The sequence below is a fragment of the Okeania sp. SIO2C2 genome, assembly GCF_010692625.1.
Lineage (GTDB): Bacteria > Cyanobacteriota > Cyanobacteriia > Cyanobacteriales > Microcoleaceae > Okeania > Okeania hirsuta.
The window spans coordinates 92,745-114,234 of record NZ_JAAHGM010000009.1; the positions used below are offsets into that span (position 1 = coordinate 92,745).

Consider the following 21,490-nt stretch of genomic DNA (forward strand, 5'->3'; position numbering starts at 1 on the left):
CCCTCTCCTTTTAAGGAGAAAAAATAAATCTGATTTATTTATATTCAATCCTCTCGGTTTTAACCAGAGGTAATTATCCATTATTCATTATCCATTATCAATTGATGAAATATTTATATCAGGCAAAAGATTTCAATCAAGGTAAGTCATGTATACTCAAAAATAAAGTCTGTAAATTATTAATATCGCTATGTTTTCAAGCAATCAATAACATATTTAACCATCAAAGGCAAAATTAGAGTTGCATCAGCATGAACTTCACTAAATTTACCGTTAATATTCATTTTTCGCCATGACATTCCTTCAGAATATGTGCAACCCGATAAATGTCCATAATACATTGGATCGGGACAGATTCTGCAACCATAAGTTATTTTTTTGAGTGCAAAATCCATATTAAGCTCTTCCCTTAAATGTTCTTTTAAAGGAGCAACATTTTGAATGAAATTTCTCGGTACACCACCACCAATAGTAAAAATACCAATCTTTGGAGAATCCTCAAAAATATCTAATAACAATTTTATATCCGATTCCATATCAATAGTAAAAGTTTTTTGTCCTTGATTTTTTCTGATTAAATTATGAATATACATATTATTGCCTATTTCAGAATCATAGAAAGCGGGTACAAAAACAGGTACATTTTGTTCATAAGCAGATTTTAAAATGCCTCTGTATTCTCCATATTTTTTACTTAGATATTCGCCAATTATATTATGAAAATTTGTGGGACTGATGATATGGTTTTCCTCATATTTAGCCAATATGTCATTCATCATCAGGGTGACATCAGTCAAGTTACTTTCTGGTTCAAGGGTATCAGTAACTCGATTAAGTTTTAATTTTGCTAATGTTTGATCGTCGTCATGTGGATTATATTTAAAATGATTTAAACCTACACTTTCAACTAATCCATGAGCCATTAAAGCTCCCGTGGAACAAAGACCTTGCACCATGTTTTTATCTATTAAATCGCAAAAAATCAAACCCATTTTAGCGATCGTCATAGCTCCACTAATAGTGAGAAAAACGAAACAATCAGGGTCTTTTACCATTGTTAAAAGTGTTTCACAACCTTCACTAACTTCAGTTGCTAATCCTCCATATTTTTTAATTGTGGCGATCAATTCAAGAATATCTGTCTTTTTATCTATTAACTTTTCTTCCAAACTTGTAAAAATCAGAGGCAAAATTAATCGAGGATCGGCAAAAACTACATTAGGAAAATAACCATCATTAATTTGATGGGGATTGGCAATACCATATTGGTTAATATAGATAGCTTCTTTTGGTTTATTGTATAGAATATTTTCATACCTTTGTGAATAAGCACCAATGACAACTACATTATCTTCTGGAGTAGATTTTTGAGCATAATCTTCAATAGTTAAAACTTTTTTTAACCACTTGCGCCTCACCATTTCTGTCAGTAATTCATCTAAAGGAGAGTTGGAACTTACTTCATAAATAGCCAAAGGTTGTTGATTTTTGGTAATCCAATCATAAATTTTATTTGTAACTTCACCTAACATTCTTGCGCCAAATGAACATTCATTCATAGCCTCAACAATACTGCCAACAGATAGACATTTATCCAAGTTTAAGGGTGTTAATATTTTCTGCCTAGAATTTACCATTATTTTGAATGATGGTCATGTAAGTAATTGGACAGAATAAATTGTATCAGGACTTAGGCAGTAGTGCTATATATGGTTTATTACTTGCTAAATGTTTCTAATATTCTTATTAAAATTAGCGCCTTTGCGTAATAGCTAATTTATCAAGTAAATATTAAGAGACTGAATTGTTTATTATACTTAGGTTTGGGAAGTTATTTTACAGTCAAACCCAAATTACCACAAGGTAGGTAATATAAGAGTTTTGGCTAAGTTTACAAATCCGCTCTAATCCTGTGTATATTTTATTGTAGTGGAATGATACACCTTCCTACTCCCTCAAATCTAAAACTTGTATATTTTACCAATTTAAACTATTCTAGTTGCTGAAAAAGAAAGACTAATTATGGGAGAATTAGATGGCTTACTTTCTGAATATATTAGTCAACAACCAAATGCTGCTAGATACCATGTAATAGTAGTGCCACAAAACGAACGTCAGGTTCAAGTAGTTACTACTTCACTACCAGAATTAATAAGATATGAAGTAGGAGAAGGATTTGCTGATAATAGCGGTCCTTTTTATTCAAAAGAATATGCAGATATAATATCTGATGGTTATCGCAGTCTTAATCTTTTTAGCATCGTGACTTTAACTCTTCCTACTGAAGTAAATTCTATAAGTTCTGAGGATGAGTAATATCATGTTCGGTTGAATACTTACACTTTGGAGGAAGGAAGACAGTAGGCAGCTTTGCTGTAGGCAGTAGGCAGTAGGAAATATTGGTTCAAGGCCAGAAGTTTTTTTAGAACTGATTATCGGAACATGATATAAGCAAATTAATCAATTTTTATGAAGAAGGAAAAGGGAAGAAGGAAGAAGGAAAAGGGATTTTTTTTTGCAGTTCTGTAATTCTGAAGAGTTACCAACCATGCTTCCATAGCTTATGAGTTTTGGTATTATTGTGAACCTTATTGGACTATAATACCATGCATGAAAAAAGAATGTTACGAATAATAAGCGTGATTAAAAGGCTTTATAGGAAATAGACATCTCCTATAATAAAAAATCAAATCAATTATAGCACAGAAACTATCAATTATTTCCCCCTACTCCCTACTCCCTCTATAATTTTGAAATATTTGACGAAAAAGTAGAAACTGTATGATTGAAAACAAAAAAAATAATGAAACAGTTGGTATTGCAACAATTGGTTATTATATTCCTTCAGGAGTTATGACTAGCGAAGCGATCGCTAGACTAGCAGATATTCCCCTGTGGGTTTTGACAGAAAAAATAGGCATGGAAAAAAAATCAATTGCTGCGGAAGACGAACATCCTAGCGATATGGGAATTAAAGCAGCAATATCGGCTATAAATAAAGCCCAAATTCAACCGGAAGAAATAGATTTAATTGCTTATTGTGGTGTGGGAGATTATGATTACAGATTTTGGTCTCCCGCAGCTAAAATACAAGGTATTATTGGTGCTGAAAATGCTCATGCTTTTGAAGTTAGAAATTTTGGCAACGGTGGCAATTTAGGCATTCATATTTGCCGGAATATGTTGTTAGCAGATGCGAGCTTAAATTATGCTTTAACTGTGATTAAATATTAAACTGTAATCATAAATTTAATTTTCAAATTTTTTCAAAATGTCAAGTAAAACTTATTCAATTATCGGTGCTGGTGCTGTTGGTGGATTATATGGTGCCAAATTGCAAAAAGCAGGTCATAAAGTCAGTTTTTTACTGCGTAACGATTACTATCACGTTGTGGAAAAAGGTTTAATTATTGAATCGGTAGATGGAGATTTTACTTTACCAGAAGTAGATGCCTATAACGATGTAAAAAAAATGCCAAGTTCTGATGTAATTATTGTGGCATTAAAAGCAACACAAAATCATCTGTTGCCAGAATTATTACTACCATTAGCAAATAAAAATACTGTAGTTTTACTCTTACAAAATGGCATAAATATTGAACCAGAAATTTCCCAAATCATAGGAAGCAATGCCTTAATAGGTGGGTTATGTTTTGTCTGTTCTAATAAAGTAGGAGCCGGTAAAATTTGTCATCTTGACTATGGTACTATTACTATTGGGCAATATTTTACTAACAATCGACCAGCAGGAATTACAGAACAAATGCGTGAAATTGCTCAAGATTTTGAACAGGCAAATATTCCTATTGAGTTGAGTGAAGATTTGCTTTTAGCTAGGTGGAAAAAGTTAGTTTGGAATATTCCTTATAATGGTCTTTCCGTAGTATTAAATGCCAGAACAGATGAGATTATGGCTAATACAGATACACGGTTTTTAGTAGAAAAATTAATGTGGGAAGTAGCAGCAGGAGCAAAGAGTTGCGGGCGAATAATAGACGATCGCTTTATCCAAAAAATGCTCGATCATACAGAGAAAATGAAACCTTATTTAACCAGTATGAAACTAGATTATGATAGGAAAAAACCTTTAGAAATTGAAGCAATTTTGGGTAATCCTTTGCGGATGGCAAAAGAGTATGGAGTAGATTTGCCGATGATTTCTCTGCTTTATCGACAGTTGAAATTTTTAGATTTTAGAAATCAGCTATATATTCAACAATTAATAATTAATAAGTAAGTTTTTGCACATAAAAAAAAGTCAAAATTCGTTGGTTTTAGGGAGTAGTAATTCAGGAAACTAAGGAATAAAAAAAGAAGGAAAAGATATCAATAGGTAGCTTCTACCATTATACTTCAATACAGTTCAGTTAAGGATTTTTTGACGAGGGAAGAAGGAAGAAGGATTTTTTTTTGCAGTTCTGTAATCTGAAGAGCTACCAATCATGCTTCCATATCTTATGAGTTTTAGTCTTATATGAAGCGTATTGCATTATATTTAGTTCCTGTTAAACATAAATAAATTTCCAGCTTTCGGTGTTGTCGCCTTCTTTCTTTTAATTGAACTATCGAAGAGGCGATCGCTAGACGGCAAACACAACACATAACTTACGGTTTGCCACAATGACAACAAAGCTCTCAAGGAGCGTAAATTAGAAAGAGTAAAGGAGCAAAATTATAAAAGTTCCTCAAAGTCCAATATTTCCTGATGTTCGGTAAACACGCCTTCATGGAATTGTCTAAATAATCGCAGTATAGATATAAGTAACTTAATCTTAAAGACTGTATAAAAAATGGACAGGCCCTGGACTAAATCCAGAAGGCTTAAATATTAGTCCTTAAGTCAATCTTAAAAACTAGGGTTGACAAAAAGTAAAAATTTTTGTAGTAATTTGGAGCAAAAAAAATCTTATGGCAAAAGTAGTCGGAATTGACTTAGGTACAACAAACTCCTGTGTTGCAGTTATGGAAGGTGGTAAACCCACAGTAATTGCTAATGCAGAAGGTTTCCGTACAACCCCTTCTGTAGTTGCCTACGGTAAAAAAGGAGAGCAACTCGTAGGGCAAATCGCCAAACGTCAAGCTGTGATGAACACTCAAAACACCTTTTACTCAGTAAAGAGGTTCATTGGGCGTAGATTTGATGAAGTAACCAATGAAACTACTGAAGTTTCTTATAAAGTTCTTAATGTTAATGGTAACGTTAAATTAGATTGTCCAGCATTAGAAAAACAATTTGCCCCCGAAGAAATTTCAGCTCAGGTTCTGCGTAAACTAGTTGATGATGCTAGTAAATATCTTAACGAAACAGTAACACAAGCAGTAATTACCGTACCAGCTTATTTCAACGACTCCCAAAGACAGGCAACCAAAGATGCAGGTAGAATCGCTGGTGTAGAAGTATTGCGGATTATCAACGAACCTACCGCAGCTTCTCTAGCTTATGGGTTAGATAAGAAAAGTAACGAAACTATCTTAGTATTTGACCTTGGTGGTGGTACATTTGACGTTTCTATCCTAGAAGTAGGTGATGGTGTATTTGAAGTATTAGCTACTTCCGGCGATACTCACCTTGGTGGTGACGACTTTGATAAGAAAATTGTTGATTTCCTCGCTAAGGAATTTGAAAAAGCAGAAGGAATAGACCTACGGAAAGATAAGCAAGCACTGCAACGTTTAACAGAAGCAGCAGAAAAAGCTAAGATTGAACTTTCTAGCGTTACCCAGACAGAGATTAACCTGCCATTTATTACCGCTACCCAAGATGGACCTAAGCACTTAGATACAACCTTAACTAGAGGTAAATTTGAAGAACTCTGTGCTGACCTGATCGACCGCTGTCGCATTCCTGTAGAAAACGCCATTAGAGATGCTAAGTTAGATAAAAGCGCCATTGATGAAGTGGTATTAGTTGGTGGTTCTACTCGGATTCCCGCAGTCCATGATATAGTTAAGAAAGTCCTCGGCAAAGATCCAAACCAAAGCGTTAACCCTGATGAAGTGGTAGCTGTTGGTGCTGCAATTCAAGCAGGTGTGTTAGCAGGTGAAGTTAAAGACATTCTGTTGTTAGACGTTACTCCTCTATCTCTAGGTGTAGAAACTTTGGGTGGCGTAATGACCAAAATTATTCCTCGTAACACTACTATCCCTACGAAAAAGTCAGAAGTGTTCTCAACTGCTGTAGATGGTCAGACAAATGTAGAAATTCATGTACTACAGGGGGAGCGGGAAATGTCTAACGACAACAAGAGTTTAGGAACTTTCCGCTTAGATGGTATCCCCGCAGCACCTCGTGGCGTACCTCAAATTGAAGTTACCTTCGATATTGATGCTAACGGTATTCTGAATGTAGCTGCGAAGGATAAAGGTACTGGTAAGGAACAGTCTATCAGTATTACAGGTGCTTCCACTTTACCAGATACTGAAGTTGAGCGGATGGTGAAAGAAGCAGAAGCTAATGCTGCTGCTGACCAAGAGCGTCGTGAAAAAATTGACCGCAAAAACCAAGCAGACTCTTTAGCATATCAAGCGGAGAAGCAAATTCAGGAGTTGGGAGATAAGGTGCCTGAAGCTGATAAGACTAAGATTGAAGGGTTGGTTAAAGATTTGCGTGATGCTGTTTCTCAAGAAGATGACGAACGTATTCAGTCTCTAACTACTGAGTTGCAACAAGCTCTGTATACTGTGAGCAGCAATATTTATCAACAAGGTTCTCCTGATGGAGCAACTCCTCCTAATGGTGATGGTGCTGCTGAGTCTTCCTCAAGTTCTGCCAGTGGAGATGACGTAATTGATGCTGACTTTACTGAAACTAAAAAGTAAGTAGTCAGTCCTCAGGAGTCAGTCCTCAGGAGTCAGGAGGGAAGAAAGAAGGGTGTTGCTGAATTGAAGTATGAATGCGCGATTGTTTGGTTCTGGTCAAGCCCCCTAAATCCCCCAAAATTGGGGGACTTTTAGAGTTTTATTCCCCCCAAAATTGGGTGGTTAGGGGGGCAAAATCATACCCAGAATCAGCAACGCCGAAAGAAGATAAATGAGGAGTATGCTCCCCCTCTGAATCCGAACATGATAACCTCAAATCAGCAACGCTGTAGTCTTTAAGCATAAAGTGTAAGTTCAGTAGGGTGTGGGTGATGTGACACCCTACTGAACTTACACATTTATTGAATTTTACTCACATAACTTCCAATGGCAAAACCATCTCCCACTACCTCTGGCGATCGCTCTCAAGCAGCTAAGGTTAGACAATTGCGTAAAATTAGTGATTTACTTGATAATGCTGTTCGCGTTCCTGGTACTTCTTATGGCGTTGGTATCGACCCACTTCTGGGATTAATTCCTGGAGGTGGTGATTTTTTAGGAGGACTTATTTCTGTTTATATTGTATTTTCAGCAGCAATGATGGGTTTGCCCAGGGAAACTCTGATGCGAATGTCTTCTAATATTGTATTTGATTCGTTGGCAGGAATTGTGCCTGTTTTTGGAGATTTGTTTGATGTTGCTTGGAAGGCAAATTCTAAAAATATGGATATTTTGGAGGCTCATTTAGAGTCTCCTAAAGTTAGTAAAAGTGCCGATCGCTGGTTTATTTTTTTGCTGTTGGGCGGTTTAATTTTATTTGTTATTGTTATTGCTGCTTTGGGGTTTTTAGTTATTAGTTTATTGGTGCAGATTTTACAGTTTATTGTATCAGGTTAGGTTGAGAAAAATGGTTCTAAAAATTGCACTTTTCAACCATAAAGGTGGGGTTAGTAAAACAACAACAACATTTAATTTGGGTTGGATGTTAGCATCAAAGGGAAAAAGAGTAATCCTAGTAGATACAGACCCACAATGCAATTTAACAGGTATGGTATTGGGGTTTTCTCGTAAACAAGAATTAGAAGAAATTTACAGTAAAAACCAAGATATTAAATCTGCTTTAGCACCTGCTTTCGAGTCTCAACCTAAATTAGTAGAAGCAGTTGATTGTATTTCTATTGAACGACAGGATGGTTTATTCCTGTTACCAGGTCATGTGGGATTAGCTGAATATGAAGTAACCCTTGGAATTGCTCAAGAATTAAGTGGTTCTATTCAGACTCTTCAAAACCTTCCTGGTTCAATTTCCTATCTATTTAAAAAGACAGCAGAAAAATTTTCTGCCGACTATATTTTGATTGATATGAGTCCTAGCTTAAGTTCAATAAATCAGAACTTACTGATGACTAGCAATTTTTTTATTGTGCCGACAGTTCCTGACTTTTTTTCTATAATGGCAATTGATTCACTAGCCAGAATAATACCAAGATGGCATAGTTGGGCAAAAAAAGCTAGTGAATTAAAAGTTTTAAAAGAAGCTACTTATCCTTTTCCCAAAGTAACACCTCTTTTTTTAGGAACAATTATCCAAAACTATCGAATCAAAAAGAAAAAACCTTCTGCTAGTTTTCAGGAATGGATAGATAGAATTCAAAAAGCTGTTTCAGACGAATTAGTTCCATCATTAAAAGAAGAAAATATGTTATTACCAAATGAAGTTTATTATTCTCAAAATATGAATGACTATTGTTTAACTCAAATGTCTGATTTTAATAGTCTTATTGCCATATCTCAGAACTGTCAAACACCTGTTTTTGCATTAACAAAAGAGCAAATTTCTCAACAAGGAATAGTTTTAGAAGATACCTTAAAATCATCTTCTAATTTTAGAGATGCTTTTTCAACTTTAGCTGACAGAATTATTAATTTAACCTCAAATGCAGTCTGCGCTTGACCAATTTCATATCAAGATTAATCGTGTTAGAGATTTGATAACTATTCATAGTTATGTTAGAGCTAAATCTACCCCTGCTCTCGATCTTTCAGATATATTAAGAGCTGCCTGAGTTCTAGCTGTAAGTGCTTTAGACTATTATATACATGAAGTTGTCACCCTAGGAATGCTACAAATACATCAAGGTTTGCGTCCCGAACCTCCTGCATTTTCTCGTTTTCAAAGTTCTTTAGATACTGCAAGAGAAGGGTTAAAAAATACTTCTGACTTTGCATCTTAATTTAGAAGATGAAATTCGACAACGACATAGTTATAAAAGTTTTCAACAACCAGATAGTATAGCAGATGCAATTAGGCTAATTTCAGATAAAAAATTGTGGCAAGAAGTTGGAAATATTATGGGTAGAACAGATAAGGATATTAAGAAAGGATTAAAAATTATTATTGACCGTCGAAATAAGATTGCTCACGAAGCAGACATAGACCCAACTTTAAGTTTAGGCAATAGATGGGGAATTGACGAAATTATGGTGGGCGATGCAGTTGACTTTATTGAAGAGGTTGTTGATAGTATTCATTCAATTCTTTGATGGCGTTGCTGAAATGTAATGGTAAATAGCTGAAGGTAAAATTGAACAACTTATATTTTGCGTTGATACTTAATCTAAAAATCATTACCATTCAGCAACGCTGATTGGAGAATCATTTAGAATCTCCTCCAGTTAGTAAAAGTGCTGATCGCTGGTTTGTTTTTCTACTTTTAGGTGGCTTAATTATATTTGTAATTATTATTGCTGCTTTGAGTGTTTTAGTTATTAGTTTATTGGTACAAATTATACAGTTTATTACATCTGGTTAGGGATTAATATCAAGCAAATTCGCAATTATTTCTTAGGAGTAAAACAACTAAAATAACCACCACTATACTGAGGTGGCTATTAACTAAAGTAAAAACGAGATTAGCAAGTGCTATTAGTATTAGGTTTTAACTGAGCCTTGCGGTAACTAGACTTGGATTATTACAGAATAATACATGATAAATCAAGGGGACTATTGCTATAAGCCAAAAAAATTCTATTCCGTTTACGCAACCAAAAAACTTTCTCCTTTTACTCCTGTTTCTTCTTCTTTCTCCCCTCCTGATATCAAATCTGGATAATTACTATACTCAAGTCATTGCGACTGGAACGGAGTGGAAGGAAGCAATCTCAGAGTTCTAGGAGATTGCTTCCTATCGTCGCAATGACGACTATTCAACCGGATTCTATATGACTCCTGACTTCCCCTCCACGGTCGGGGGAGGGGCTAGGGGTGGGTTGACTCCTCAAGAATTAAGATTAATATCATAAACGCGCTTTACCAACGCTTGTTTCACTTAGTCTGAAAAATATTTTGTACCATTTTCTTATCCGTACTCGCCGCAGCATTATCCAGTTCCGCAACTTCACCAGCATCTAATTCCCAACCCAATGCACCAATATTTTGTTCTGCCTGTGCTAGATTTTTTGCCCCCGGAATAGGAATTGTACCTTTACAAATACACCAGTTAATTGCTACTTGCGACATCGTTTTATTTCTTGACTTTGCCACTGCTTCCAAACATGATAATAAAGGGCGAACTCCTGGTAATATTTGCTTAAATAAAAAACCTCGAATACCTTGAGGAACAGAACCATTTTCTGAATATTTTCCTGTTAATATTCCCAATGCTAAAGGACTATATGCAATTAATTTAATTCCCAAATCATCACAGATTTCTTTCACTCCTAATTCTGTGACGGGATAGGTTGATAATAGAGAATATTGAACCTGTAGAGTAGTTATCGGAATATGGCGATCGCGAAGTCTTTCATACACTTTCATTAACCGTTCGGGCCCGTAGTTCGATAGTCCCACACCTTTCACCTTACCTTGTTCGTACAAACCAGCTAAACCATCTAAAAGTCCCCATTCCTGCCAGGGAAGATAATTTGCTGTAGACCAGTGCATCTGCACCAGATCGACATTTTTTCCCAGGCGTTGAGCGGATGCTTCGCCAGCAGAAATAATTGCTTGACGACCCCATCGCCAGGGATAAGCAGCAAGTTTTGTGGCAATGCAAATATTCTCTTGATTTGCACCTGTATATACTTGGGAAAACTGCCCCAATAGCATTTCACTGCGTCCATTTAATTTGCCTGTACCGTAGGAGTCCCCTGTATCAAATAAAGTCACACCATTAGCAACACAAAGATTGAAGACATTTTGCAACTCATTATCCATACTTTCATCATATCCCCACAGGAGGCGGTTGCCCCATGCCCATGTACCACAGCCCATTTTTGGTAGGATAAGTTTTTCCTTAGTTTGCATCCTGACTATTTCTCAATATTAGACATCTATATATTTTCTCACAGCGCTACGCGCCAGGTAATAGGGAATAGGGAACAGGGAATAGCAAACTGTAATATCATGTCCGGTTGAATACTTATAAATAAACGACTAAGGAGTCAGGAGACAGCTATACTGGAGACAGGAGGGTAGAAAGAACACAGAAGAAGGAGAAAGTTTTTTTATCACTAATTATCCGGACATGATTTGAAGAAGGAGACAGGAGACAGCTATACTGGAGACAGGAGGAAAATTACATGGGGATAGTCAACGAAGGGCCGCTCCGCGTCTACGCTCCCCCAAGTAATTTTGAACACCCCCGTTGACGGTGGGGTATTAAACCCACAAAGAAAATGATAAAACACAAATACGCTAACTGTCGTTAGGTTTCGTTAAGTTGGGCAGGTTTTGGGTGACGATTCTCACCCATCTCTCCATCCCCCCATCTAATATCATGTCCGGTTAAACAGTGATAAATAAATAACTGCGGAGTCCTCAGGAGTCAGGAGTAAACCCACCCCTCGCCCCTCCCCCTCCCAGGAGGGGAAGTCAGGAGAAAAGAGGGAAGGAAGAAGAACAACTGGAGTTGAAGGAGAAAGTTTTTTTATAAGTATTGTGAGTCCTCAGGAGTCAGGAGTCAGGAGTCAGGAGGGAAGAAAGGGGAAAAAGAGGAAATATTGGAGAAAAGTCAAGATAATTTCAGTATTTATTTGGTACTGTCGGTATTGTCAGTCCTTAATTTTATTTATAACTGATTATCCGGACATGATATAATGCACCATTTAAGGTGTGTCAGTCCACTATGAGACTACTAAACGAAAACCAATATGAGTTGTTCCGGTATCAGGAGCTTGAGACTCTCTGGCGGCAGGTCGATAACGACTACAATAATTTTTAGCACACAGGTAAGAACCACCTTTAATAACGTGCAAAGCTCCTTCCTGGGGTTTGATGGGATCGAAACTCACAGTTTTGTCAGGTCCGATGGGGTTTAAACTATGGTCTTTGCCAGAATGTCCGACTTGATACCAGTCTGAGGTTAATTCCCAAACGTTTCCGGTCATTTCATAAAGTCCGTAACCGTTGGGAGGAAAAGATTCTACTGGAGCTGTGCCTAAATATTTATCCTCTTTAGTATTGAAAAAGGGAAACATCCCTTGCCAAGTATTGGCTTTCTTTGCAGAATATTGATTTCCCCAAGTGAATTCTTGCTCTTCAAGACCTCCCCGCGCTGCATATTCCCATTGAGCTTCTGTGGGGAGAGATTTGCCCACCCAATTAGCATAAGCAACCGCATCATCATAAGCGATGTGAACCACAGGATAATTATCTTTGCCTCTGATGTTGCTCTTCGGACCGTAGGGATGTTGCCAATTAGCACCCACTGTCCAATGCCACCAACTTAAGTAAGCAACTTGTTGAATACCTTCAGAGGGGGGTTGAAAGACGAGGGAACCAGGTTGTCGTTGGTCGTCGGTTAGATTGGGAAATTGTGATTTTGAGAGGGGGCGTTCGGCAATGGTTTTATAGCCTGTTGCCTTGACAAATTTACGGAATTCTGCATTGGTGATTTCGTGGCGATCGATGCAAAAACTATCTACAGTAACATCGCTTGCAGAAACTTCTGATGGATAATGACTATCCGATCCCATGGTAAAAGTTCCTCCAGGAATAAATACCATTCCCTCTGGACAACTATTATCTGTAGAGGATGCTTGTGCTGGTGTGGAAAAAGGGAAAATTAGGGATATTGTTAGGAAAAAGATAATAAGTGATTTTAAGTAAAAAGTTTTCATAAAATGTTTGATAATTTGATAATACAACGTATTAATTTAATTGGATATCAGGTAGCGATGTTGGGAAAATTCATCGTCAATTTAAATTGCTGGAAAGTAGCTTGAACAATTATTAAGATACATCGGACTAAAAATAGCAACAGTCAGAATCAAAACACTGAGAACAATTAGGAATTTTTGAATATAATTTTGAGAATTATTCATCATTTGAGTCGCATAATTATTTCACTGAGGTGGAGAATAGCTTTGAACAGAGAAACTTCATTGATTTGAGGTGATACTAAATGTCGATAACCATCTCTCCGTGCTGGAGAGACCAGAGACAACATTTACCTTTGGAAAACGTAAAACCTATTGGATGTATCAACCCCTAGAGACTTAAACCCTACTTCAGTAAATGAATTTATCATTTCTATTTCATCGAAAACGACTAACTTTACAGATTGACGTGCAAGTATTTCTTCCTCATTGGAAAATGTATACCACTTTGTCATATAGTCACCTGAATAGTTGATTTCTTGAGAGTAAGTAATATCTTCTGATATTGCTGCGGAATAGTTTTTGTGTTCTCCCTGAATTGAAATAATTAGTAATCCATCGTCTTCTAAGAGATTGTAGAGTTTACGCAGTAGGCTAAGATGATCTAACTTATCATCGCAGTAACTATATAGTCGATACTGTTGATGATCTTGGTGTGAAATACAGATAGTACCACCACTAGAAATGATAGATTGGAAAGACTCATTTTCTGGATAATCTCTAATAGATATCTCCGGAAAATAAATAAACCTTTTAGTGATATTAGCTAAAGAAAAAAAAGTCACCAGAAAAAATCTTTTTTCCTGCCTTTTTCGTAAAAATATCTTACCTGTTCCCTGTTCCCTGTTCCCTGTTCCCTACTCCTGCCAAAAATCTATATCTTTTTCGCAGAGGTCTAATGTCTAAATTTAATAACTTGACATTGTAATCTGATAACCTACGCCGAGCTTTGACAAGCATTTCTTCAGAAAAGTCTACTCCTGTAAGATCGTAATCCTGAACTTGCAGCATTTCTTCAGTAAGTAAACCAGTTCCGATACCCACATCTAAGATTTTTGTTCTGCTTCCTAAGATAAGTGCCAGTTAGTTAACAAAAGCTTGATAATCGTAATAACCTGCTTGCATCAATAAATCATAAAATTGAGCAAGTTCTATGTATTCATTCTGCTTTCTAATAGTATTTGAAGAAGCTTGATCTATAATTGACATATTTTTGTTAGTCCTAGTTTGTAAGGTTTATTGTTCCGAGTAATTAGGGTGAGCAATGCTCACCCAATTGGGTCACTCAATCCGCCCCATCGAGACTAAATTCATTAGCTACTTAGGCATTCGATTCAGCTGTTGGATGACCTGCGTTTTTCCTACCTCATGGGTAAGTCCTGTGAATAGCGATCGCTATTTGGTTGAATAATGTTTCTCAACTAGCTGAATGATTATGTCCCAGAAGTTTTCATTACTCATATCTTCCGAAGCTTGGATTGGCTCCTCTTCCGAACTCATCTCTTCCAAAATTGGGAAAATTGGGAGGGGTTCAATTTCCGATCACAATTTGACTTCAACCTTGTTGATAGTTCCCTCGAACTCAAAAGGAGCTTCATCGGCATAATCCAGTGAAACAGGGGAACCCAAATCCGTGCCAACATCAAAGGTCTCACTGGCGGTAAAAGCAGTAGGCACCGTGCGCTCAACTAGGGTGCTAGCAACTTCAGTTCCATCGACCTGAATCACCACATTGGCTGGAGCAAGGGGTTCCAGGCTGGTGAAGGTGGTGTTCACCTCAATGGTGTAGTGACCTGCGGGGATCTCTGCGGATTCAGCCTTGTACCGATCCAACAACATCATATTGTACTCATACTTGAGCTTGCCATCCTCCATGAAAAAGGTTAAACCGCCACTCGCACCACCGAGAGCATAGAGGACACCGGAATCCTTACCGTTGAGGTCAACATCGATCGTCACCAAGTTGCTTTCACGCCCCAGACCTGGTGCTGTAAACTCTGGCATCCGAGTGGTGGTTGTATCAAACTTCCAATGGGTATAAGGAGTGCTGATCCGATCTTCAGGATGGAGACGAGTCCAGAGACCACCACCTATGGGAAAGACTAGATTGTCTTCTGCTTCTGTCAAGAATAGTTGCTTTAGAACTTCCAACAATTCCGGCTCTTGGGCAGCCAGATCGTTGCTTTGGGTGAAGTCCGTTGTCAGGTCGTATAGCTCCCACACATCTTCTCTGGAATCCCAGTCTCCTAAATCTCCTGCATTGCTAGTTGTCCAGGGGGTCAGGGGACCAAAGGTGCAGGCATACCAGCCGTCAAAGTAGATGCCTCGACTACCGTTGTTGTCGAAGTACTGGACTGTCTTTTCACCAGTTGCATTGGCATCGTTAAAGCTGTAGAACATGCTAACGCCGTCGATCGGATCCTGCTGAAAACCATAAACCTCCTGCGGTGGAGTCATGTCCAAAATCTCATAGATTGTGGGGGCAATGTCGTTGACATGGTGGAACTGGGTGCGGATTGAGCGATCTTCTGGAATGTGACCAGGCCAGGAAACTACCATAGGGTTAGCAGTACCGCCGAAGTGGGACGCAATCAGCTTGGTATAGCGGAAAGGAGAATCTCCAGCCCAGGCCCAGCCTGCATGGTACATGTTATCGGTTTCGGGAGTCCCCAAAGCCAACAGACCTTCTGGATCTTCCTCAGTACCAAACTGGTCTGCTAGGGCTTGGCGCTGTTCTGCGATGGTATTGGGAATCTGGTTTTGAGCCAACAGTTCACTGATGGAACCTTTCTGACCTTCAGCACTGGCACCGTTATCACCCCAGATGTAAAAGACTAGGGTATTATCCCGAATGCCCAGCTCATCCAGTTCATCAATCACTCTGCCAGCTTGGGTATCTACATGTTCGACAAAGGCTGCATAGACTTCCATCAACCGCCGCTGGAACGGACGTTCCTCTTCTGGGATCTCATCCCAACCTTGCATGTCATCAGGGCGATCGGTCCATACAGCATCTTGAGGAATCCAACCAATTTCTTTTTGCTTGTCAAAGGCACGCTGGCGGGCTGCATCCCAGCCGTCGTCAAAATCGCCTTTATATTCATCTGCCAACTCATTAAAGATATGGTGAGGACCGTGGGCTGCACCGGGTGCCCAGTACATAAAAAAGGGCTTGTCTGGAGAATAGGACTGGTGGTGATGCATCCAGGTAATTGCCTTGTCCGCCATGTCCTCGCTCAAATGGTAAGTCCCGTTGTGGGGTGGCTCGACTGGATTAGTGTTTTCATACAGACGCGGCTCATATTGGGAAGTTTCCCCCGCTACAAACCCGTAGAAATAGTCGAAGCCGTGACCAGTGGGCCAGCGATCAAACGGTCCGATTGCGGTAGTCTCAGTGGCTGGGGTATTGTGCCACTTACCAAAGGCAGAAGTTGCGTAACCATATTCCCGCAGCACTTCAGGAACTGTGGCTGAGGTTTTGGGAATAGTGCCCAGATAACCGTCCCAGTCTGATGCCCGTTCGGTAATAGTGCCGGAGTGAACCCGTTGGTGATTGCGCCCGGTCAAAAGAGCGGCACGAGTCGGTGAGCAGATGGAGGTGGTATGAAAGCCATTGTAGGCAATGCCTTGATCCCACAGGCTATCTATCGTGGGCGTGTGGATGTCGCCTCCAAAGGTTTCTGCCTGCCCATATCCCACATCATCCAACATGATGATCAGGATGTTAGGGGCATCTTCTGGCAAGTAGTTGGGTTGTTCCCGCCAATTCATTTCGGACTCTTGGAGGGTTTCGTTGGCAACACTAGCAGAAGGTACAGGGGGGAAAGGTAATGTGGTACCGTCTGCGGTTGCGGCCATTACAGGAGGAGTAATGGTCTCTAGGAAAAAGGCGGTGGCGATCGCCAACACCACAACCCCTCTCCAAATCCGGTTCAAAAAACCGTTGAAAAACATAGATAAAACCTCGTAAAATGGGTTAACACAATCTCAGGCTGCATCCCAAAACACAATCTGGATAGCCTTGGGATGGCCTGTAGAGTTCCGAGCTAGCGATCAGGACTCTACAGTCTTAGCTGAATTAGAGACACAATAGTTCATCAATCAAATGTTAAAGCAGTTGGAACCCTTGAGATTGCTTCCTTCCGCTCCGCTCTAGTCGCAATGACGTACTTGTAATTTTTTTCACTTACCTACTTAGCTTCAAAAACTTATCTCACACTTAAATAGGAACCAAAAGCCTTAATTAAACAAGTTTTATGGCGATTTGTTATTCCGTGAGATGGACTTTAGAGTTCCAAGCAAGCGATCGGAACTTTATCAGTTGGACACCCTTGAATTGATCTATCGAATTAGGATGGGTCATTTCAGTTATCAGTTAAAAGTCATACCCACTCCGTAGCACAACGGAGTAATCCGAAGACTTGAGGATTAGTTTAGTGGTAATCTATCACTTTGAATAACCGAAAATTCCAACTTTTTAAGTTATCAAAAATGATAAACAAATTTTTAAAAAAAAATAAGTTTTACTTATATTTTATTTGATTGTTTTCTATTAATGGACTGCAGTAAAAAGGACTGTGTTGATGGATATAAACAATACTAAAATTACCCAAACTAAAGACGACCCTGGGACAAGCAATCATAAGATTGTCTCCAAATCCTTTACAGATGTGGATGGTTTCAAAGAGTTTTTTGGTTATCGTCGGCTAGAAATAATACAACTTACTCCTGGTTCTCTTCAAGCTGAGTTTTTTTCAATTCAGGTTGGTGACTTATTTTTTTTATGTAATCAGGCGAACCAAGGAACTCGTGCTTTGGGAGATGGTTTTAAGGGATACTTATCTTTTTCGATAGTCTGGTCTGAGAATGAAAAGGAATGTTACACCTTCGGTCACTTGATCAAGCCTGAAAGGACTCTTTTTGCTTTCAATAATAGGGAAACAAACTTAATATTTCCTCAAGGTGGAACGTTCACACAAGTTTCAATGCCTGTTAAAACTTTTGATGCTTATGCAGACAAACTACAACGTCACGATCTAGACGATAATTTCCTGAGTAAAAATCATGTGAATTTGTTACCAACCGGGATGAAAGAAATTAAAGATTACCTGAAACAACTATTTTGGTTAGCAGTACACGAACCAAATTGGTTACAAAAACCTCATATTGAGAAACTCGTTACTGATGATTTTGTTCCTTTGTTAATTAGCCAGATTCCCATTCAGCGGAATTCCAAATCTTTCCTCAAACCTTCTCGAAGAGCAAAATTGATTGTTCAAGCAGAGAAAAAAATGTTAGCGCACTTAGAAAAACCCCTAACGTTGAAACAGCTAGCTGAAAATTTAGAGTCTAGCAGTTCTGCCTTATCCTATGGTTTTCAGAACTTATTTGGCATGAGTCCGATGCGTTATCTGAAGGTGCGACGACTCAATGCAGTACGACAACACCTGAAAGCAAGCGATCCAGAAACTTGTAAAATAGCTACCCTCGCTAATCAATTTGGGTTCTACCATCAAAGTCATTTTACTAAAGATTACAAAGCCATGTTTGGGGAGTTGCCTTCAGAGACGTTGGGAAAGAAACCATAGATAGTTTTTACCTAGTTGACAATTTAAGTTATAATGCAGTATAATAAAATAGTTTTCTCTGGTGATTGAAAATACAGTCGTCAACTCAAAAAAGGGTGTTGCACAGCGACGAATGATTTGAGATTTTTGATTGAATTGGATTGTGGATTAATCAATTGCCAGAATGATTAATATTAGGTTTTTCTTAGTCAAAATCTAAAGCAATTTTTGGCAACATCATTCCATAATGTGCAACCCCCAAAAAAGAGTATTGACGTAAATCAAATAATAACTATATAATAATTTACACTCCAATAAACTTTAGGCAAACTCTTCGCATCTCATAGATGAAATCCATTAGAACCAAACTCAAATTAAATAATCAGCAAAAAACGCTTTTAGCCCAACACGCAGGTTATTCAAGGTGGGTTTATAATTGGGGTTTAAGTTTATGGAATGCTGCATACATTGATGGTTACAAACCGAATGCCCGTAAACTCAGAGAAGTTTTTACTAATCATACAAAACCACTCTATCCCTGGATGAAAAATCTTTCATCTAAAGTTTATCAATACGCTTTTCCTACGGAATGCTGCGCAAACATAAACTTAGGTGAAGCATTTAAAAGATTCTTTTCCTTCGGAATGCTTCCCTACGGGATGCTACGCAAACGCAAACAAGGGTTAGGTAAACATCCAAAGTTTAAGAAGAAAGGTCGGTCTGATTCATTCACAATAGATAATTCTGGAAAACCAATAGAGTTAAATGGATGGAATCATAAATTACCTTTCATCGGATGGATAAAAACTTATGAACCCATTGAAGCAACAACTAAAAAGATAACTATTAGTAGACACGCAGGTGATTGGTACTTAAGTTTCAGTTATGAATTTACTCCAACTCCAACACCAAAAACTACTGAAGTTGTAGGTGTAGATTTAGGCATTAAAACCTTAGCTACATTAAGTGATGGAAAAGTTTTTGCGCATCGTCAAGTCATACCGCCAGTTTGAAGCCAAGCTTTCCCAACTACAATATCTAAACCGAAATAAAAATATTGGTTCAGCTAATTGGCGTTCTTCACAACTCAAAATTGCCAAGCTACACGCAAAAGTAGCTAATATCCGTAAAGATGCACTTCATAAATTGACAACATACGCAAGTCTTGAACCACGGCACTATTGTCATAGAAAATTTAAACGTTAGTGGAATGTTAGCTAACCATAAACTAGCTAAATCCATAAGTAGACAGTGCTTTTATGAGTTCAGGCGACAGCTAGAATATAAAACACGGTGGTACGGTTCTGAGTTAGTAATAGTTGATAGGTTTTTTCCATCATCAAAAACTTGCTCGAATTGTGGTCATGTTCAAGATCTGCCCTTAAATGTAAGGACTTATGACTGTCCAGAATGTGGCTTGTCAATAGACAGAGATTTAAACGCCAGTATAAATTTGAGAGATGCGGTCGGTTCGACCGTGAATGCCTGTGGATGAGTAACCGCCGACGGCCTCAGTGGTTTGCGTAGCATTCCGTAGGAAAGCAGGAAGTAAACATCAATTTGTCACGTTATGTGACGCTTTGTATTAGTTTTATAGAGCAGATGATAGTGGTCTATTGTGTTACTTTAAGCTAAACTTTTAAAGAAAAAATGTGATAGTTTTTCTGTTGATTTTGGGAAAGTTCATAGCTCCCCTGCGGGAGAGCGCGGGTCTTCAACCAAAGTTAAGATAACCGGATTCTATATAACCACAAAATATAGTAGGGGTTAACGGCCGTTAACCCCTACAAATGGTGTATAATTTTGTCAAATGCAACGCAAGTTTAGCGACAATAAATGCCTTTGCGTACAAATTAAATCTGAGTCAAAATGTAAAGCAAAGTGAATAAAACAATCCAGATAATATCAACAAAGTGCCAATATATTTCTGCCATCTCAATACCAACGTGCTTTTCTCCATTGTAATGACCAGCACGACGAGAACGCCACAATACACCGAGAATAAGTAGCACACCAACAAAAACGTGCAGACCGTGGAAACCAGTCATCACATAAAAACAGTTGGAAAACACATTAGTAGTCAGACCATAACCTAAAGTCATGTACTCATAAACCTGACCACCCAAAAAGATAATACCCATGATTGCCGTAACTATATACCATAGACGCATTCCTGAGAGATTGTTCTTTTTGATAGCAGTATCACCTTTGTGAATGACAAAACTACTGGAAACCAGAATAATAGTGTTGATAGTTGGCAATAACAACTCAACTTCTGTTTCTTCAGGAGGCCAAACCCCGGCATTTGCTCGGTAAATTAAATAAGCAGCAAATAGTCCCCCAAACATCAAAGATTCAGAAGCAAGAAATGTGATTAATCCGAAAACTCGTAAATCCGGATGTTCTTCGTGATGACCTGCCTCTGCTGATGCAGATTGGACGGAAGTATCAACTAAATTATTAGTTGTTTCAATTGTTGAACCTTGCATAATTTCTTGTACCTAAAATAAACAAAAATAATTTCTGAAAGTTGATATCTAAAGTAGTTGGCAGTCTATAAAACCCATTTGGTATCTTGATAAATATCAAGTTTTTTTATCTAGGAGTCAGGAGACAGGAGACAGGAGACAGGAGTTAAGAGGGAAAAGGAAAGAGGGAATATATGGGTTTGTGATCATACAAAAAATTCAACATTCCTTCAGATAATTTTTCCTCACTCATTGATGCGCGAAAAGACTCTTACACCATAATTATATAGCTATCAAATGGGTTCTATACAACCACTAACTCCTCTAACTACTGAATTTCTACATACAGAACAAACTAGAAAGTATTCTAATTGTTCTCTAGAAAATTAAAAAGTGTTTCGGTTTGGAATGCTCCACTTGCCAGCAGTTCAGCAATCAGCGGTCAGTGCAAGGGTGTTTGCGTAGCATTCCGGTAGGGAAAGGGGATGCGCAACCTCT

General features: G+C 38.3%; 18 protein-coding genes and 1 pseudogene. 10 read left to right on the plus strand and 9 right to left on the minus strand.

What is annotated here, in order from left to right:
- Window positions 1-188: 188 nt before the first annotated feature.
- Window positions 189-1,637 (minus strand): deoxyhypusine synthase family protein, encoded by a 1,449-nt coding sequence (locus tag F6K18_RS09600; RefSeq protein ID WP_287520439.1) that lies wholly within the window; start codon window positions 1,635-1,637, stop codon window positions 189-191.
- Between the two features lie 385 nt (window positions 1,638-2,022).
- Here F6K18_RS09600 and F6K18_RS09605 point away from each other — a divergent pair, with 385 nt between their 5' ends.
- The 3 genes from F6K18_RS09605 to F6K18_RS09615 all read left to right on the plus strand — a co-directional run bounded on the left by F6K18_RS09605 (window position 2,023) and on the right by F6K18_RS09615 (window position 4,237).
- Window positions 2,023-2,316 carry a hypothetical protein gene (locus F6K18_RS09605; RefSeq protein ID WP_287520441.1) on the plus strand — a complete coding sequence of 98 codons (294 nt, stop codon included), beginning with the start codon at window positions 2,023-2,025 and terminating at the stop codon, window positions 2,314-2,316.
- A 465-nt stretch (window positions 2,317-2,781) separates the two neighbouring features.
- Complete coding sequence (locus F6K18_RS09610) at window positions 2,782-3,234, plus strand: hypothetical protein (RefSeq protein WP_287520443.1); 453 nt, start codon at window positions 2,782-2,784, stop codon at window positions 3,232-3,234.
- 37 nt (window positions 3,235-3,271) lie between these two features.
- Window positions 3,272-4,237, plus strand: a complete 966-nt coding sequence (locus F6K18_RS09615) for a putative 2-dehydropantoate 2-reductase (RefSeq protein ID WP_287520445.1) — start codon at window positions 3,272-3,274, stop codon at window positions 4,235-4,237.
- Window positions 4,238-4,495: 258 nt separating this feature from the next.
- Here F6K18_RS09615 and F6K18_RS09620 read toward each other — a convergent pair whose 3' ends face one another.
- Window positions 4,496-4,621 carry a hypothetical protein gene (locus tag F6K18_RS09620; RefSeq protein WP_287520447.1) on the minus strand — a complete coding sequence of 42 codons (126 nt, stop codon included), beginning with the start codon at window positions 4,619-4,621 and terminating at the stop codon, window positions 4,496-4,498.
- Between the two features lie 287 nt (window positions 4,622-4,908).
- Here F6K18_RS09620 and dnaK point away from each other — a divergent pair, with 287 nt between their 5' ends.
- From dnaK to F6K18_RS09645, 5 genes are all read left to right on the plus strand, one after another.
- Window positions 4,909-6,819 (plus strand): molecular chaperone DnaK, encoded by a 1,911-nt coding sequence (gene dnaK, locus F6K18_RS09625; protein ID WP_287520449.1) that lies wholly within the window; start codon window positions 4,909-4,911, stop codon window positions 6,817-6,819.
- Between the two features lie 366 nt (window positions 6,820-7,185).
- Window positions 7,186-7,695 carry a DUF4112 domain-containing protein gene (locus F6K18_RS09630; RefSeq protein WP_287520452.1) on the plus strand — a complete coding sequence of 170 codons (510 nt, stop codon included), beginning with the start codon at window positions 7,186-7,188 and terminating at the stop codon, window positions 7,693-7,695.
- A gap of 10 nt (window positions 7,696-7,705) precedes the next feature.
- Window positions 7,706-8,752: a ParA family protein gene (locus F6K18_RS09635; protein WP_287520453.1), complete on the plus strand. Its 1,047-nt coding sequence runs from the start codon at window positions 7,706-7,708 to the stop codon at window positions 8,750-8,752.
- 269 nt (window positions 8,753-9,021) lie between these two features.
- A complete protein-coding gene (locus F6K18_RS09640; protein WP_287520455.1) occupies window positions 9,022-9,342 on the plus strand; it encodes a HEPN domain-containing protein in 321 nt (106 codons plus the stop codon).
- A 104-nt stretch (window positions 9,343-9,446) separates the two neighbouring features.
- Window positions 9,447-9,611 (plus strand): hypothetical protein, encoded by a 165-nt coding sequence (locus F6K18_RS09645; protein ID WP_287520457.1) that lies wholly within the window; start codon window positions 9,447-9,449, stop codon window positions 9,609-9,611.
- 512 nt (window positions 9,612-10,123) lie between these two features.
- Here the strand turns inward: F6K18_RS09645 and F6K18_RS09650 are convergent.
- The 6 genes from F6K18_RS09650 to F6K18_RS09675 form a co-directional block, all read right to left on the minus strand.
- Window positions 10,124-11,104: an aldo/keto reductase gene (locus tag F6K18_RS09650; protein WP_287520459.1), complete on the minus strand. Its 981-nt coding sequence runs from the start codon at window positions 11,102-11,104 to the stop codon at window positions 10,124-10,126.
- 818 nt (window positions 11,105-11,922) lie between these two features.
- A complete protein-coding gene (locus F6K18_RS09655; protein ID WP_287520461.1) occupies window positions 11,923-12,918 on the minus strand; it encodes a formylglycine-generating enzyme family protein in 996 nt (331 codons plus the stop codon).
- Window positions 12,919-13,247: 329 nt separating this feature from the next.
- Entirely contained in the window at window positions 13,248-13,742 is a 495-nt protein-coding gene (locus tag F6K18_RS09660) for a hypothetical protein (RefSeq protein WP_287520463.1), read from the minus strand.
- Window positions 13,743-13,782: 40 nt separating this feature from the next.
- Window positions 13,783-14,040, minus strand: a complete 258-nt coding sequence (locus tag F6K18_RS09665) for a class I SAM-dependent methyltransferase (protein ID WP_353735050.1) — start codon at window positions 14,038-14,040, stop codon at window positions 13,783-13,785.
- Complete coding sequence (locus F6K18_RS09670; protein WP_287520464.1) at window positions 14,041-14,166, minus strand: hypothetical protein; 126 nt, start codon at window positions 14,164-14,166, stop codon at window positions 14,041-14,043.
- Window positions 14,167-14,499: 333 nt separating this feature from the next.
- A complete protein-coding gene (locus F6K18_RS09675; RefSeq protein ID WP_287520467.1) occupies window positions 14,500-16,911 on the minus strand; it encodes an arylsulfatase in 2,412 nt (803 codons plus the stop codon).
- A gap of 629 nt (window positions 16,912-17,540) precedes the next feature.
- Here F6K18_RS09675 and F6K18_RS09680 point away from each other — a divergent pair.
- A complete protein-coding gene (locus F6K18_RS09680; RefSeq protein WP_287520469.1) occupies window positions 17,541-18,545 on the plus strand; it encodes an AraC family transcriptional regulator in 1,005 nt (334 codons plus the stop codon).
- Between the two features lie 326 nt (window positions 18,546-18,871).
- Window positions 18,872-20,019: pseudogene (locus F6K18_RS09685) on the plus strand (RNA-guided endonuclease InsQ/TnpB family protein).
- A 358-nt stretch (window positions 20,020-20,377) separates the two neighbouring features.
- Here the strand turns inward: F6K18_RS09685 and F6K18_RS09690 are convergent.
- Complete coding sequence (locus F6K18_RS09690) at window positions 20,378-21,013, minus strand: heme-copper oxidase subunit III (RefSeq protein ID WP_287520470.1); 636 nt, start codon at window positions 21,011-21,013, stop codon at window positions 20,378-20,380.
- Window positions 21,014-21,490: the final 477 nt, after the last annotated feature.